The sequence below is a fragment of the Corynebacterium sp. UMB8791 genome, from assembly GCF_054166365.1.
The window spans coordinates 1-14,662 of sequence record NZ_JBSZCG010000107.1; the positions used below are offsets into that span (position 1 = coordinate 1).

General features: G+C 61.6%; 13 protein-coding genes. 8 read left to right on the plus strand and 5 right to left on the minus strand.

All coding sequences use genetic code 11. The features are described 5' to 3' along the window. The 3 genes from ACXIUA_RS04490 to ACXIUA_RS04500 all read left to right on the plus strand — a co-directional run. Positions 1–2,877: Rib/alpha-like domain-containing protein (locus ACXIUA_RS04490; RefSeq protein WP_457976243.1), on the plus strand; the 2,877-nt coding region annotated here is incomplete at its 5' end. A 33-nt stretch (positions 2,878–2,910) separates the two neighbouring features. Beyond that, positions 2,911–3,297: a hypothetical protein gene (locus ACXIUA_RS04495; RefSeq protein WP_256008407.1), complete on the plus strand. Its 387-nt coding sequence runs from the start codon at positions 2,911–2,913 to the stop codon at positions 3,295–3,297. A gap of 158 nt (positions 3,298–3,455) precedes the next feature. After that, positions 3,456–3,905: a DUF6918 family protein gene (locus ACXIUA_RS04500; protein ID WP_070478304.1), complete on the plus strand. Its 450-nt coding sequence runs from the start codon at positions 3,456–3,458 to the stop codon at positions 3,903–3,905. Here the strand turns inward: ACXIUA_RS04500 and gyrB are convergent. From gyrB to dnaA, 5 genes are all read right to left on the minus strand, one after another. After that, on the minus strand, positions 3,902–5,941 hold the full coding sequence (gene gyrB / locus ACXIUA_RS04505; RefSeq protein ID WP_070478306.1) for a DNA topoisomerase (ATP-hydrolyzing) subunit B: 2,040 nt from the start codon (positions 5,939–5,941) through the stop codon (positions 3,902–3,904). The two genes, ACXIUA_RS04500 and gyrB, sit on opposite strands and share 4 nt — an antisense overlap. A 77-nt stretch (positions 5,942–6,018) precedes the next feature. Next, on the minus strand, positions 6,019–6,621 hold the full coding sequence (locus ACXIUA_RS04510; RefSeq protein WP_457976253.1) for a DciA family protein: 603 nt from the start codon (positions 6,619–6,621) through the stop codon (positions 6,019–6,021). Next, positions 6,605–7,783, minus strand: coding sequence for a DNA replication/repair protein RecF (recF, locus tag ACXIUA_RS04515; protein ID WP_457976244.1), 1,179 nt, complete (start codon positions 7,781–7,783; stop codon positions 6,605–6,607). The genes ACXIUA_RS04510 and recF overlap by 17 nt, the downstream gene beginning before the upstream one ends. A gap of 9 nt (positions 7,784–7,792) precedes the next feature. After that, positions 7,793–8,998: a DNA polymerase III subunit beta gene (gene dnaN, locus ACXIUA_RS04520; RefSeq protein WP_252931823.1), complete on the minus strand. Its 1,206-nt coding sequence runs from the start codon at positions 8,996–8,998 to the stop codon at positions 7,793–7,795. A 721-nt stretch (positions 8,999–9,719) separates the two neighbouring features. Continuing rightward, positions 9,720–11,243 carry a chromosomal replication initiator protein DnaA gene (dnaA, locus tag ACXIUA_RS04525; protein WP_256001252.1) on the minus strand — a complete coding sequence of 508 codons (1,524 nt, stop codon included), beginning with the start codon at positions 11,241–11,243 and terminating at the stop codon, positions 9,720–9,722. Positions 11,244–12,124: 881 nt separating this feature from the next. Here dnaA and rpmH point away from each other — a divergent pair. From rpmH to rsmG, 5 genes are all read left to right on the plus strand, one after another. Next, positions 12,125–12,262 carry a 50S ribosomal protein L34 gene (gene rpmH, locus ACXIUA_RS04530; protein WP_070363641.1) on the plus strand — a complete coding sequence of 46 codons (138 nt, stop codon included), beginning with the start codon at positions 12,125–12,127 and terminating at the stop codon, positions 12,260–12,262. Positions 12,263–12,284: 22 nt separating this feature from the next. Beyond that, entirely contained in the window at positions 12,285–12,656 is a 372-nt protein-coding gene (gene rnpA / locus ACXIUA_RS04535; RefSeq protein WP_070975456.1) for a ribonuclease P protein component, read from the plus strand. Further along, the gene (gene yidD, locus ACXIUA_RS04540) at positions 12,635–12,937 is read left to right on the plus strand and encodes a membrane protein insertion efficiency factor YidD (RefSeq protein WP_071573183.1); all 303 of its coding nucleotides are present in this window, start codon (positions 12,635–12,637) and stop codon (positions 12,935–12,937) included. The genes rnpA and yidD overlap by 22 nt, the downstream gene beginning before the upstream one ends. A gap of 23 nt (positions 12,938–12,960) precedes the next feature. Continuing rightward, the gene (yidC, locus tag ACXIUA_RS04545) at positions 12,961–13,941 is read left to right on the plus strand and encodes a membrane protein insertase YidC (RefSeq protein ID WP_071573182.1); all 981 of its coding nucleotides are present in this window, start codon (positions 12,961–12,963) and stop codon (positions 13,939–13,941) included. Positions 13,942–14,033: 92 nt separating this feature from the next. Continuing rightward, the gene (rsmG, locus tag ACXIUA_RS04550; protein ID WP_457976245.1) at positions 14,034–14,651 is read left to right on the plus strand and encodes a 16S rRNA (guanine(527)-N(7))-methyltransferase RsmG; all 618 of its coding nucleotides are present in this window, start codon (positions 14,034–14,036) and stop codon (positions 14,649–14,651) included. The last annotated feature ends 11 nt before the right edge of the window (positions 14,652–14,662 follow it).

The following is a 14,662-nucleotide window of genomic DNA, read 5'->3' on the forward strand; positions in this document are numbered from 1 at the left end:
ATGAACGCTACAAAGTACACCGCTGTACTGGCAACCACCGCAGCGCTGATCGGCGCCGGCCTGGCCGCACCTCAGTTGCGCGCGGAAGAGACGACTTCTGAGACAACCGCAGCGTCAGATTCGGCATCTCAGTCACAGGAAGCGCGCGAATGGCGCAACGCTGAAATTACCGCCGGCGGCACCATCACCGTCGAGCCGAGCGTCCCACTCCCAGAGGGCGCCAAGGCAGTCGGCCCGACCAGCATCGACGGCTGGAAGCTGACCACCGACGAGAAAACCGGCGCTGTGACGATCGAGGCCGCACCGAAACTGCGCCCCGGCCAGGGACTGCGCTACCGCGTCTTAGTTCTCTTCGCTGACAAAACCACGGCCACCTACGACGCCGAAGTGACCGTCGTTCCTGGTGGCAACAACAACGCCAACACCTCCACCATCGAGTACAAGGACTCGCTGGTCCAGCCGAAGCAGAGCGTCACCGTTACCCCCACGGGCACGTTCACGCAGGGCACCAAGTTCTACCTCAACAGTGACAAGATTGAGAAGTGGGACGTAAGCGTCGACGAGGCCACCGGCGCCGTCACCGTCAAACCAGGGGACATCGGCTACGGCTCCTGGCTCTCCATCCCAATTCGCGCAGAGTTCCCCGACGGCTCCTCCGACGTCAAGCACGCCAAAGTCACCGTCGCCGACCAGCACGGCAACACCACCCCGCCATCCGACCGCCTCGCCGCGAAGCACACACCGGAGTACACCACAGCGCAGATCGCGGGTAACGAAACGGCCACCCTCAAGCAGACCGCTGAGCTGCCCGAAGGCACCAACTTTAAGATCATGGGCGAGTCCAAGCTGTGGGACCTGTCTATCGACGCCACCACCGGCACCATCACCGCGAAACCAAAGCAGCCGCTCGCTGCCGGTGCCGTCGCGAATGTGCCCGTCATCGTCACCTACTCCGACGAATCCCAAGACTTCGTACAGGCCAAGGTCGAGGTGACCAAGGACCCCGTGTGGCAGTCCAGCAAGGCCAGCGTCGACTACCCGGTGGAGAAATCCCCAGCCGATGAAACCGCCACCATCACCCCCGCGCTCAAGGATGTGCCGGAGGGCACCAAGTTCGCCATGAACGCGACGCCACCAACGGGATGGGAGATCGGCATCGAGCCTTCGACCGGTGTGGTGACCGTCAAAGCCCCAGAGGGCACCCGCGCAGGCACCCAGATCAACGTACCTGTCCGCGTCGAGTTCCCCGACGGTTCCCGCACCGTCACCAACGCGGTCGTCCTCTTCGAGGCACCAACCAACCCCGAGTCCGACAAGTTCAAGGTCACCTACAAGGACGTAACCGTCAAGGCCGGCGAGAACCGAGTGTTCAAACCAGCCGAATCCCTGCCGACCGGTGCCATCGTCAACGGCCCGAAGAACCAGAGCGTCAACGGTGTGAAGGTCAACACCGACAAAGACGGCGCCGTCTCCGTTGAAGTACCAAGCCACGCCCGTGACTTCGACTTCACGGTTCCCCTCGAGATCTACTTCCGCGACGGCTCCAAGCAGGAGACGAAATTCCACGTCACCGTAAAGGCAAAGGAGACGACTACTCCGACGACCTCCACCAAGGAGTCCACGCCGACTTCGGAGGAGTCCGCGCCGCGGACAACCGCCCCGACGACTTCGGAAAAAACCACGGAACTGTCCACGCCGCGGACAAGCGAAGAGGCTACGACGACGAAACCGACGACTTCCGACAAGACGACCGAGCCATCCACGTCTGAGGAGTCCACGCCGACTTCGGAGGAGTCCGCGCCGCGGACAACCGCCCCGTCAACGACTACGCCGACGACTTCCGACAAGACGACCGAGCCGACCACGTCCGCCCCGCGGACAACCGAGAAGTCCACCACCCCGGAGACGACCACCCCGGCCACGTCGACTACCAAGGCAACGCCAACAACCAAGGCAACGACGACCACGAAGGAGTCCGCGCCGCGGACAACCGAAGAGGCGTCGACAAGTGAGACGACTCCAACGACCTCGACGAAGCCTTCGAGGCCACAGAATGAGACGACCAAGATTGAGTACGCGCGCACGCCGGTGCACGCGGGCGAGTCCGTGACGCTGAAGCCGAAGGGCGAATTCCCGGCGGGCACGAAGTTCAACGGGCCGAGCGGGTCGCAGCAAGGATGGTCCGCCACCACGAACAGCCAGACTGGTGAGATTCGAATTACTGCACCAGCAAACGCGACGGTTGGTACCACTGTGAGCTTCCCTGTCACCGTGGTCTTCCCAGACAAGTCGAGGCAGATTCACGAAGTCACCGTCTACGTGGAGCGCACCACCACGGCGCCGTCCACCAGCGAGCAGCCGACGAGCGAGCAGCCAACGGGCACGACGACGCCAGCGAAGCCGAAGGAATCGCAGGCGGACAAGACTAACGTCGACTTTGAACAGCCGAAGGTGAACGCCGGCGACACGATCGTGCAGCGTCCGAGCGGCAACGTTCCGGCGGGCACGAAGTTCACGGGCCCGAACGGCACCTACGAGGGCTGGAAGTTCGCCACCGACCCGCGCACGGGTGAGGTCACTATCACGCCTCCGGCGGACGCGAAGCCTGGCGCCTCCATCGACTACACCGTCACCGCGACGTTCCCTGACTGGTCCACAAAGGAGTACAAGCTGAAGGCCACGGTTGCGGACGTCGATAAGGGTGGTGACACCGGATCGAGTAGCGATGGCTCCAGCAGCTCCTCCTCGAACGAGGAGGGCTCGAGCACGGGTGCGACCATCGGCATCGTGGTTGGCGTGCTCGCGCTGCTCGGTCTGCTCGCCGGCGCGGCGAACTATGTGCTGCAGTACGTCGACATCAACGCGCTGCTTCGCTAACACCGTTCGCGCGGGGACGATATTCTAAGCACTATGAAGAAAATGAGTGCTCTCGTCCTCGCCGGCGGGCTTACGGCGTCGCTGATCGTCGCGCCGCAAGCCACCACCGCTCCATCGGGGTCCTCCGGATCCTCCAAACCGACGCCGGTGATCACGCCGACCGTCACCCCACCAAAGCAGCCACCGCTCGGCAGCGCATACACGGGCTCAGCGCCGGTCTCGCTGACCATCGCGGCGCTGCTCACCCTGCTGGTCGGCCAAGTAATTGTCGACGCCGTCCCCCCACTGCGCGCAGCCGTCGACGACCTCGCGCGCCAGGCAGGACTCTCGGGCGTGATGGGATCCTCCCAGGGTAACCGCATTTTCGATTTCTCCAAGATCGACCTCAACGAGCTGCAGAAGATGTTGCCCAAGGTCTAAACCCCACCCCAAATATGTAACCACTGTGACTCATGATAAGTTTGTTCCTGTTGTGGTTACAGTGTCCTGTGTGACGGCTGTGGCGGAAGAGCCGCAACGCTCAACGTAACAATGCGACCTGCCGGGGGGCAGGTCGCATTTGTCATACAATCAACGGCATGGAAACACCACAAGGACTCAACGCACTGCTGCACAATGGGCGCCGCCCAGGAATCGTCGACGCGCTCGCCGGAGTGGTCGACCAGACCGTCGCAGACCAAAGCGGACTCACCGGCATGGCGCTGCGCTCCGCAATCGCGGGCGTAAAGAAAGTCGACGCCCGGATCCTGCACAAGGGCATCAACACCGTACTCCCCCAGCTGCTCGAGCAGCTCAACCCCCGCTGGGAAGACTACAAAAACAGCGACCACGCCGCCTTTGGCGAATACCTCGCACAACACGAAGACGACGTGGTCACAGAACTCGTCTCACTCGGCGACAACCTCCGCGACTCCATGCCAGCCGGCGTACAGAAGATCTACGCCACCTTCCGCAGCAAGGCCGCCAAAATTGTGGGGCCTGCGTTGCCGCGGATCGGAGAGGTCGTCGAAAAGCAGATGGAAGGCTAGACGTCCAGGAAGCGGACGTCCTTCGCCTTGCGGGTGATGAAGGAGCGGCGAGCCGCCACATCATCGCCCATCAGGATGCTGAACAGCTCATCAGCGCGCTGGGCATCCTCCACATCAACGCGACGCAGAATACGGTGATCCCGGTCAAGCGTGGTCTCCCACAGCTCGCTCGGGTTCATCTCACCCAGACCCTTGTAGCGCTGGATGCCGTCATCCGTGTTGATCTTACGGCCGGCCTCCAGGCCCTCCGCGAGCAACTGGTCACGCTCCGCGTCGGAGAAGGCGTAGCCAGGCTCGCCCTTCGCCCACTTCAGCTTGTAGAGCGGCGGGTTCGCCAGATAGACGTGGCCCTCCTCGATGAGCTCCGGCATGAAGCGGAACAGCAGGGTGAGCAGCAGCGTCGCGATGTGCTGGCCGTCGACGTCAGCATCCGCCATCAGCACAATCTTGTGGTAGCGCAGCTTCGAAATGTCGAACTCTTCGTGAATACCCGTACCCAGCGCGGTGATGATCGCCTGGACCTCCGCGTTCTTCAACACGCGGTCCATGCGGGCCTTCTCCACGTTCAGGATCTTGCCGCGCAGCGGGAGAATCGCCTGGTACATCGAGTCGCGGCCCTGCTTCGCCGAACCACCTGCTGAGTCGCCCTCAACAATGAACAGCTCGGACAGCTTCGGGTCCTTCGAACGGCAGTCCGCCAACTTACCCGGCAGGCCACCCAAGTCCGTCGCCGACTTACGACGCACCAAGTCACGCGCCTTGCGCGCCGCCTGACGCGCCTGCGACGACGACACAGCCTTCGAAATAATGGCCTTCGCCTCCGCCGGGTTGGCATCAAACCAATCCGACAGATTCTCGTTCACGGCGCGCTGCACGAAGCCCTTCACCTCGGTATTGCCGAGCTTCGTCTTCGTCTGGCCCTCAAACTGCGGGTCCGCCACGCGGACAGACACCACGGCCGCGAGACCCTCACGGCAGTCATCACCAGTGAGGTTCGGCTCCTTGTCCTTCAGCAGCTTATGGTCACGCGCGTAGCGGTTCATCAGCGTGGTCAACGCCGCACGGAAACCCTCCTCGTGCGTACCGCCCTCATGCGTATTAATGGTGTTCGCGAACGTGTGCACAGACTCCTTAAACGAGCTGTTCCACTGCATCGCCACCTCAGCCTCAAGGCCGTCACCCTTCTGGTCAAAGCCCACGATCGTCGGGTGGATCGCCGTCTTCGACTTATTCAGGTAGTTGACGTAATCAATCAGGCCATCCGGGTAGTGGTACGTGACCTTCTTCTCGCGCTTCTTCGGGGCAGCAGATGTGTCACCCTCGGTGGCGTCGTCAAACGAGTCCGAGCCAACCGCAGCGGCCGTCTCACCCTCCTCCGCGATCGCCTCGAGCTCAAGCTCCTCCTCGGAGACGCGCTCATCCTTCAGCGTGATGGTCAGGCCCTTGTTCAGGAACGCCATCTCCTGCAGACGACGCGCGATCGTGTCCCACTTAAACTCCGTGGTCTCAAAAATCTCCGGGTCCGGCCAGAAACGAATCGCCGTACCCGTGCCGCGGGCATTGCCGCCCTCCTCCAGAGGCTCCGGCTGCGCGTCCACAAACCGCTGGTACCAGTGCTTGCCATCGCGCTTAATGTCCGCCTCCACGCGCGTGGACAGCGCGTTCACCACGGAAATACCCACACCGTGCAAGCCACCCGACACCGCGTACGACTCCGAGTCGAACTTACCGCCCGCGTGCAGCTGCGTCATCACGACCTGCACCGTCGGCGCACCAGACGGGTGCATCTCCACCGGAATACCACGACCATTATCGACGACCTCTACGCCGCCATCCGCGAGCAGAGTCACATCGACGCGATCGGCATAGCCCGCCATCGCCTCATCGACCGAGTTATCCACGACCTCCCACACCAAGTGGTGCAGGCCACGCTCACCGGTCGACCCAATGTACATACCTGGGCGCTTCCGGACGGCCTCAAGGCCCTCGAGGATAGTAATCGACGACGCGTCATAATGAGGTTGTTGATCAGCCACTGGAAAAGACGCTCCTCCTGAAAAATGTCATTAACCCGTCCCATCTTACACGTAAAACAGGACACCAAACCCCACGACTACCCGTACGTGTCCCTCGGACCCCGCCCCTTCACGTGCAGCGGACCATAGCGCCAACTCTTCACCCGCGGCCCATAAATGTGCAGCTTCCGGATCACATCCGGGCCCACCTTCTCCGCGATCGCGCGCAGCACCGTCGACTGCATGTACTTCAGCTGCGTCGCCCACGCCGTCGTCGTGCAGGTGATGAAGACCTCGCCATCCTTAATCATCTCCACCTTCGTATGCTCCGCGATCGTAGCTCCGACCAGGCCCTCCCAATTGCCCATCACCCAGCCATACGCCATGTTCTCCGTCCAATCGCGCTTCCGGATCTCCTTACCCAGCAGCGACGAAAACGACTTCACCTTGTAACTCCGCGGCAACGCCCGGCCATCCTTGCCCGTCGGACGGCCCCGCTCCAGCCACGGCCTGCGCTCCTCCTGCTCAAAGTGCAGCCCCGGCACCGTAATATCCTTCACCGGACGGCCCTTGCCCTGACTGCGGCGCGGCACCACGCTCACGCCCTGCTTCGACAAATCCGGCAACCGCCCGCCGCGCCGCTTCGCCGTGCGCCGCAACTGATCAAACGTGGTGTCCACCAAGTCACGCTCGCTCAATATGGGACACCCCCTCCTCCATCCGCACGTGATACCGCGCCGTCACCGCCCCATCAAGGTTGCCCGGCAAGTCATCCCCGACCGCCGCCGTAATCAGCACCTGCTCCGCCGACTCCGCCACGTGCACCAACCGCTCACGGCGCTTCGCGTCCAACTCCGCAAACACATCATCCAGAATCAGCACCGGATCCGTGCCCTCACCGGCCAACAAGCGGTACTCCGCCAAGTGCAAACTCAGCGCAAAGGACCACGTCTCCCCATGTGACGCATAGCCCTTCGCCGGCTGCTGACCCAGCATCAACACCAGGTCATCCCTATGCGGACCAACCAGCGTTGAGCCGCGCTCAATCTCCTCTTTTCGACGCCTCCCCAACTCCGACAACATCGCCGCCTCCAACACCTGCGGATCCCGCGACGCCTCCCCCGTCAACTCCAACACCGCCCGATCCAGCGTCGACGTGTACTCCACCGACGCCGCACGCGACTCCGGCGCCACCGACGCGTACGACTCCGTGATGGGGTCGGAGAGGGCGTCGACAAGCAAAAGCCTGCCCGCCAACACCTGCGCACCATAGCGCGCCAACTGCGCATCCCACGCATCCAACGTGCTCAACGCACCCGCGCCCGCCGCATCCCCATAACCGCGGCGCAGCGCCATATTCTGCGAACGCAACAACGCATTACGCTGGCGCAACACCTTGTCATAATCCGCCTTCGCCCCACCATGACGCGGCGTACGCACCGCAGCCAACGCATCCAAAAACCGGCGACGATCCCCCGGCTCCCCACTCACCAAACGCAAATCCTCCGGCGAAAACATCACCGTCCGCAACACACCCAGCAACTCACGCGCCGACTTCAACCGCGTCCTATTAATCTGCGCCTGATTCGCCCCACTCGCCTTAATCAACACATGAGTAGTCAGCGCGCGCCCCTCATTCACCGTCGTCGCCGACACGCGCGCATCACTCGCCCCCGAATGGATCAGCGGAGCGTCCGTGGCCACCCGGTGACTCCCGAGCATCGACGTGTACCGCACCGCCTCCACAATGTTCGTCTTCCCGTGCCCATTGCGGCCCGAAAACACCGTGACGCCCGGCTCCAAATCCACATGCAACTCCCGCCACGAACGGAAATCACGCAGGTCAAGTTCCGAAACGTACATCGCGGCAAACTAGCCCGGCAGGCGAACCGGCATCAACAAATACGTGAAATTCGTCTCCGGCGTCGGGAACAACCCATCATCACCCTTCTCCGGCAAGGACTCCGGCTCCGGAATCATAATCGCCGGACGCGACGACTCCGTAAACCCAAACACCGCACGATCCGTCCCAATCACCGACAAACCATCACGCAAATAACCAGCATTAAACGCAATCAGCAGCTCATCCTCCCCCACAAACTGAGCAGGAATCGACTCCGACGCCTCACCAGAATCAGCCCCCGACGCAAACAACGTCACCTGACCCTCCGAAAAATGCAACCTCAACTGCGCATTCCGATCCGCCACCAACGACACACGACGAATCGCCTCCAACAACGGAGCCACCTCCACCGACGCCATCGACGTATGCGCCTTCGGCAACAACGGCTGCACATTCGGGAAATCCGCATCCAACATACGCGTCGTCGTCTCACGATTGCCCGCATGCAAACCAAACAAGCCGTCCGCGCCCACATTATCGACGCCACCAACGGCAATCTGCACCGGCTCCTCCAACTGCGTATCCAACGTCCGCGCGTTATCCAACAACGTCTTCGCCGGCACCAACAGCTTCGCCTGCACCCCCTCACCAGCAGGCGACCACTCCAACGAACGCAACGCCAACCGGAAACGGTCCGTCGCCGTCAAATGCAACGTCGAACCCTCCACCTCAATGTGGATACCGGTCAGCATCGGCAACGTGTCATCCTTACCCGCCGCGGCAGCCACCTGCATCACCGCGCCACTGAGATCCTCCGAACCGATCGTGCCCGTCACCTCAGGCAACTGCGGCAACTGCGGATAATCGTCCAACGGCATCAAAGGCAGCTCGAAGTGGGCGGAGCCGCCGTCGAGAAGCAACTTTGTGTCACTCGTAGAAACCTCAACCGGCTGATTCGGCATATTCGCAACAATGTCAGACAACAACTTGCCCGCCACCGCAACACGACCCGGCGTAGCAACCTCCGCCGCAATCCGTACCCGCGACGACACCTCATAATCGAAGCCCGCGAACTCCAAACCCTCATCCGACGCCGTAATCAACACCGCGCGCAAAATCGGCTGCGTGTTCTTCGTAGGCAACATCCGAGCAACCCACGCCACCGCGTCCGACAGGTCCTCCTTGTGCACGCGGAAGGAAACGTTGGAATTCAAGTTGTCTTGGATGTCCGCCATAGTGACACGGGCTCCTTGCAGTACGTAGAGATTCTTGTAATTACGTACTCACTCTAGGCGGGGACGCGCTTTTTGTCATTCGAGTTTTCACACGCCTGGCTCATGGCTTTTTGGGGCGTTGGTCGTTTGTGCGCCGTTCTGCACAGCTCCCCTTTCTACTCTAGGAATTACAAGTAAAAACCTTGGGAACAACAATAAGTCCTGTGCAATCTGTGGAATTACACGAATTCGCCGTGGTCGGAGCGCGAAAACAGGGTGTGCAATTGCCTGTGGAAGAAATGTGGATAACTCCGGGCGCTTGTGGATAGATTTTCTGTCATTTGATCTGTGCACAACTCGGGAAGGGTTGTCCACTGGGGATTCACACGTTATCCACAAGGGCTGTGGTGTGTGATGTGGGTCTCTTTGTGGTGGGAGTCACTTAGGTGTTTTGCCCCTGAATGTGAATTACAGCGGTGTAATTACACAGGTGTGGATAAGTCTGTGGATGGTTTTTTAGGGGTGCGGGAGGTGGGAGTGCCAAATGTCGCAATCTGATATGGACTAGGTGTTCAAAGTGCCTGGCAGAAAAAGGGCTAGGCAAAAGTGGGTGCGTCTTTTGGCACTGAGAGACCAGGTGGGGCACCAAATTCCGGGATTTGGGGAGTCGGGCTTGTGTTTCCCCAGGTCGCTGGGGGTGCGTGAGGGAATTTGGTGCGGGCGACGCCAAGAGCGACGAAAGTTAACGCAGCGTGCGGGCGCGGGCCTTGATGATTTGGGTCAGTTCCTGGATTTCGTCGTAGGTGCCGCGGTTCTCCGTCATCTCCTTGCGGATCTTGCGGTCCGCGTACATCACGGTGGTGTGGTCCTTGCCGCCGAACTCGTCGCCGATCTTGGGAAGGGAGAGTTCGGTCAGTTCGCGGCACAGGTACATCGCGATCTGGCGGGCGTGCGCCACTTGGCGGGTTTTACCTGCGCCGATGAGCTGGTCCATCGTGACGTTGAAGTATTCGGCGGCGTACTCCTTGATGGTGGAGGCGTTGATGTTGATGTCGCCTTCGTCGGGAAGGATGTCGCGAAGGGCGACTTGGGCGACGTCGAGGGTGATGGGCTCGTCGATAAGGGAAGAGTAGGCCGAGACCCTGATGAGGGCACCCTCGAGCTCGCGGATCGACGACTCGAATTGTGAGGCGATGAGCTCGAGCACCTGGTGGTCGACCTGCGTGCCGTCGGCTGCTGCCTTTTTCATCAAGATGGCGATACGGGTCTCCAGGTCTGGTGGCTGGACGTCGGTGATCAGGCCGCCTTCGAAGCGGGTGCGGAGGCGGTCCTCGAGGGTGGTGAGCTGCTTCGGCGGGCGGTCAGACGACAGGATGATCTGCTTATTCGCCTGGTGCAGCGCGTTGAAGGTGTGGAAGAACTCCTCCTGGGTACCTTCCTTGCCCTCGAGGAACTGGATGTCGTCGACCATCAGGATGTCAAGGTTGCGGTAGCGGCGCTTGAAGCTTTCCTGGCGGTCGTCGCGCACGGAGTTGATGTAGTCGTTCGTGAACTCCTCGGAGGAGACGTACTTGATCCGGAGGTTCGGCTGCAGGACTTGCGCGTAGTTGCCGGCGGCGTGCAGCAAGTGCGTCTTGCCGAGGCCGGAGCCGCCCCAGATGAACAGGGGGTTGTAGGCGCGAGCCGGGTTCTCGGCGACGGCGACGGCGGCGCCGTTGGCGAAGCGGTTCGAGGAGCCGATGACGAAGTTCTCAAAGGTGTACTTCGGGTTGAGGCTGGTCTCGCGCTCGGGGTCGTGGGCAGGCTTTTCGCGGGGGATTCGCTTAGGGACGGTCGGGTGCGCCGGCGCCTGGTGTTGTTGCTGTTGGCGGGCGTGCATCTCAGCGAGTTCGTCGAGGCCCATTGGGATTTGCTCGCCGGGGGTCATGTGGGCCGGGTCGACGGCCTCGGGGGCAGGCGGAGCTGAAGGCGCTGCCGGAGCTGAAGGCGCCTGGATCGAGACGGCGAGCGTGCAGTGTTTGCCCAGGTGGGAGGCCAGTAGCGCCGTGATGTGCGGCGCGAGGGACTGCTCCACGACCGTTTTTGCGGCGGCGTGGGGGGCGGAGAGGATGGCGTAGCCGTCGACAAGCATGACTGGGCGGACGAGCTGGAGGTAGGCGCGCTCTTGTGGGGTGAGCGTCGGGACCTGTGAGCTGGGCTGCGCGGACAGCGCCAGCAGGTCAGCGACGATGGTGCGCCATAGCGTTTCGATGTCTTGCTCTGCCAACGTCCCGCTTTCCTCCTAATCCGACATGTCATTTAGTGACGTTCGTCACAACTGTGGAATTTCACGTACATTCCACCGCTGTTTCACAGATTTTGTAATTCCAAAACCTGCGTCTCACCAGTATCTTCCACAGACTTGTCCACACCTGTGGATAACTTCGGTGAGTAAGTTGTTCACAGCCTTCCCCCTCCCCTGTGGATAACTTTTCACGGAACTTTTACCGGCTGTGACCTGCTGTAATTACAAATTACGCCGCAAAGTCTCAACCTGTTGTTCACAGTTATCCACAGCGATGTGGAGAAAGAACGTGTGTAATTGTGGTGCTTTATCATTGTTACCCGGTGTGAGCTTGCAATGTCTAACAGCCCGCACGCCACAACCCTGTGGATAACTCGTTTCACGGATGTGATTCACAGGAAATCTCGAACATTGCGTACGCGTGTTGGGAAGTAATCGCGCGTCAGGCCGGTGATAGCGCGGCCCCCGGTGTTCGAAAATATGCAACCACCTGCGCGAAAGTACACCCTTGTAATTACGGGGGTAAACGAATGGACCTGCGCCCCACCCGGCTCAAAAGACAGTGTGTCGATTTGAACAACCAGCGGTTTTTCGCGTAGTCTGGCGTAGTCTGTCACACCACGGGCGCGAAGCAACATGCCCACGGTGTGCTTGAGAGCACCATCTACGCAGTGCACCGGGCCGCCCACCCAGGGCGAGTCAGCGAAGGTGATGCATGCAGGTCAACGCGCACAACGCGCCGCGGCCGGGCAATCTCAACCTGAACATTGCAATTCCGGGACGGCTACTACCCCGGGAGGGAATGCGTCGCACACCGCGGCGGGTTCCCGCTGGCCGTCGTGACCTCTTATAAGGAGTCCACCGTGTCTAAGCGGACTTACCAGCCAAACAACCGCCGTCGTTCACGCAAGCACGGCTTCCGTGCCCGCATGCGCACCCGCGCCGGCCGCGCAATCGTTTCCGCGCGCCGCAAGAAGGGCCGCGCAAGCCTGACGGCATAAACGCCCGAAGCGCAGCGACATCGTGTTACCCCGCCCGCACAAACTCTCCTCCTCTGCCGACTTCCGGCAGACCATGAGGAAAGGAGTGCGCGCGGGGTCTCGCACTTTAATCGTCCACGTCCGCTCGCGGGCCGAGGACACCATCGCGCTGCACGGCGGGCCGCGCTTCGGACTGATCGTGTCCAAGCAGGTCGGTAACGCGGTGACCAGGCACGCGGTGTCTCGGAAGCTGCGGCATGTGCTGCGAGGGGGCGTCGATAAGCTGGAGCTGCACCACGACGTCGTGGTGAGAGCCCTGCCCGCCTCAGCCACCGCCACGAGCGCGCAACTCGCGCACGACTACGACGCCGCGCTGCGCAAAGCCCTGGACAAATGGCGTACTACAACTTCCTAGGCCAACGCATCCCCGCACCACCAACCGCGGCCGCGCGGGCACTCGTGAAGGCCGTACGCTGCTACCAAAAGTACCTCTCACCCCTTAAGATGGGTGCGACGTGTCGTTTCATGCCAGTGTGCAGCGCCTACGCACTCGAAGCGGTCGCGCGACACGGTGCCATCAAAGGCACCCTGCTCAGCGTGGCCCGCGTCTGCAAATGTGGGCCCTGGCACCCCGGCGGGTTCGACCCAGTACCCGGCAGCGGTACGGACGCGTCCACAGGAACGACCACCAAGTAACCAACGAGGAGTAACACCCCAAAGTGCTGAATTTCATCTACTGGCCGATTTCTTGGGTGCTGTGGTTCTGGCACAAAGTATTCGGCTTCATCCTCTCGCCAGACTCGGCGTTGTCATGGATCCTGTCCATCGTCTTCCTCACCTTCACCCTGCGAACCCTGCTGGTCAAGCCCATGGTCAACCAAATGCGGTCCATGCGCAAGATGCAGGAAATGCAGCCGAAGATGCAGGAAATCCGCCAAAAGTACAAGAACGACCAGCAGAAAATGGCGGAAGAGACGCAGAAGCTGTACAAGGAGATGGGCACCAACCCGCTCGCCTCGTGCATCGTCCCGCTGGCACAGATGCCCGTGTTCATCGGCCTGTTCCACGTGCTGCGCTCCTTCAACCGCACCGGCACCGGCCCCAACCAGCTGGGCCTCAGCGTTGAAGAGAACCGCAACCTGGCCAACTACGCGTTCTCCCCAGAAGACGTCCGCTCCTTCCTGGACGCCGACTTCTTCGGTGTGCCGCTCTCCGCGTACATGTCCATGCCAGAAGACGCCTTCGCGGCGTTCACCGGCCTGGACTTCACCCGCGCCAACATCGTCATGGTGTGCCTGCCGCTCGTGCTCATCTCCGCGACGTTCACCCACCTCAACGCCCGGATGTCCATGAACCGTCAGGCCGCACGCCGCGCCGCCGGCAAGGTCAACACCCCATCCGGTGACAACGCCGCCATGATGCAACAGCAGATGCAGATGATGAACAAGATGATGCTCTGGGTCTTCCCGGTCATGATCATCGCGTCCGGCTTCCTGTGGCACATCGGCCTGCTGTTCTACATGCTGGCCAACAACGTGTGGACCTTCTTCCAGACCCGCATCGTCTTTGCCAAGATGGACGCCGAGGAAGAGGCCGAGGAGCGCGCCAAGGCGGAAGCCAAGCGCGCCTCCGCTCCCGTTGTCGGTGCACGCAAGGTGGACAAGCGCAGCAAGAAGCAGCGCAAGCAGCAAGGCAAGTAGCTGACTGCCTTCAGCCCCCAGCAAGTGTTTGCTGGGGGCGTTACTTTTACTAGAGTCGATGCCAGACTAAAAATTCAAAGGAGTACACAGCCGTGTCAGAACAGCCCACAGCCGCCGCCACCATCTTCGGCGACCGCCTGCCGCTCGCCGAGGCCTACCACGAATCGCTGGCCACCACCGCCGCCGAGCGCGGCTTCATCGGCCCCAAAGAAGTCAGCCGCCTGTGGGAACGGCACATCCTCAACTGTGCGGTGGTCTCCGAAGCACTTGACGACGCCACCACCGTCGCCGACATCGGCTCCGGCGCAGGGCTGCCCGGCATCCCACTGGCCATCGCGCGCCCCGACGTCTCCTTTACCCTCATCGAGCCGCTGCTGAAGCGCTCCACGTACCTCGCCGAGGTCAAAAACGAGTTGGGACTGGACAACGTCACCGTCGTCCGCGGCCGCGCCGAGGAGCAGCCCGGCGGGCAGTTCGACGTGGTCACCTCCCGCGCGGTCGCACCCCTGGGCAAGCTGGCCGGCTGGAGCCTGCCACTGGTCCGCCACGGGGGCTCGATGTTGGCACTGAAAGGCGCTAGTGTTGCAGAAGAACTCGCACGCGACGCGCGGGCGATTAAGAAAGCCGGGGGGATCACGCCGAGCATTTTCCAGGTTGGCGCCGACGTCCTCGACCAGCCCACCACCCTCATCCGAATCGTGCGGAAATAGCGGAAAGGAAC

Excerpts from the sequence above, each read along its gene's own strand:
- recF (WP_457976244.1), bottom strand. The coding sequence starts at position 7,783 with ATGTACGTTTCGGAACTTGACCTGCGTGATTTCCGTTCGTGGCGGGAG.
- ACXIUA_RS04495 (WP_256008407.1), top strand. The coding sequence starts at position 2,911 with ATGAAGAAAATGAGTGCTCTCGTCCTCGCCGGCGGGCTTACGGCGTCG.
- yidD (WP_071573183.1), top strand. The coding sequence starts at position 12,635 with ATGGCGTACTACAACTTCCTAGGCCAACGCATCCCCGCACCACCAACC.
- ACXIUA_RS04500 (WP_070478304.1), top strand. The coding sequence starts at position 3,456 with ATGGAAACACCACAAGGACTCAACGCACTGCTGCACAATGGGCGCCGC.
- dnaN (WP_252931823.1), bottom strand. The coding sequence starts at position 8,998 with ATGGCGGACATCCAAGACAACTTGAATTCCAACGTTTCCTTCCGCGTG.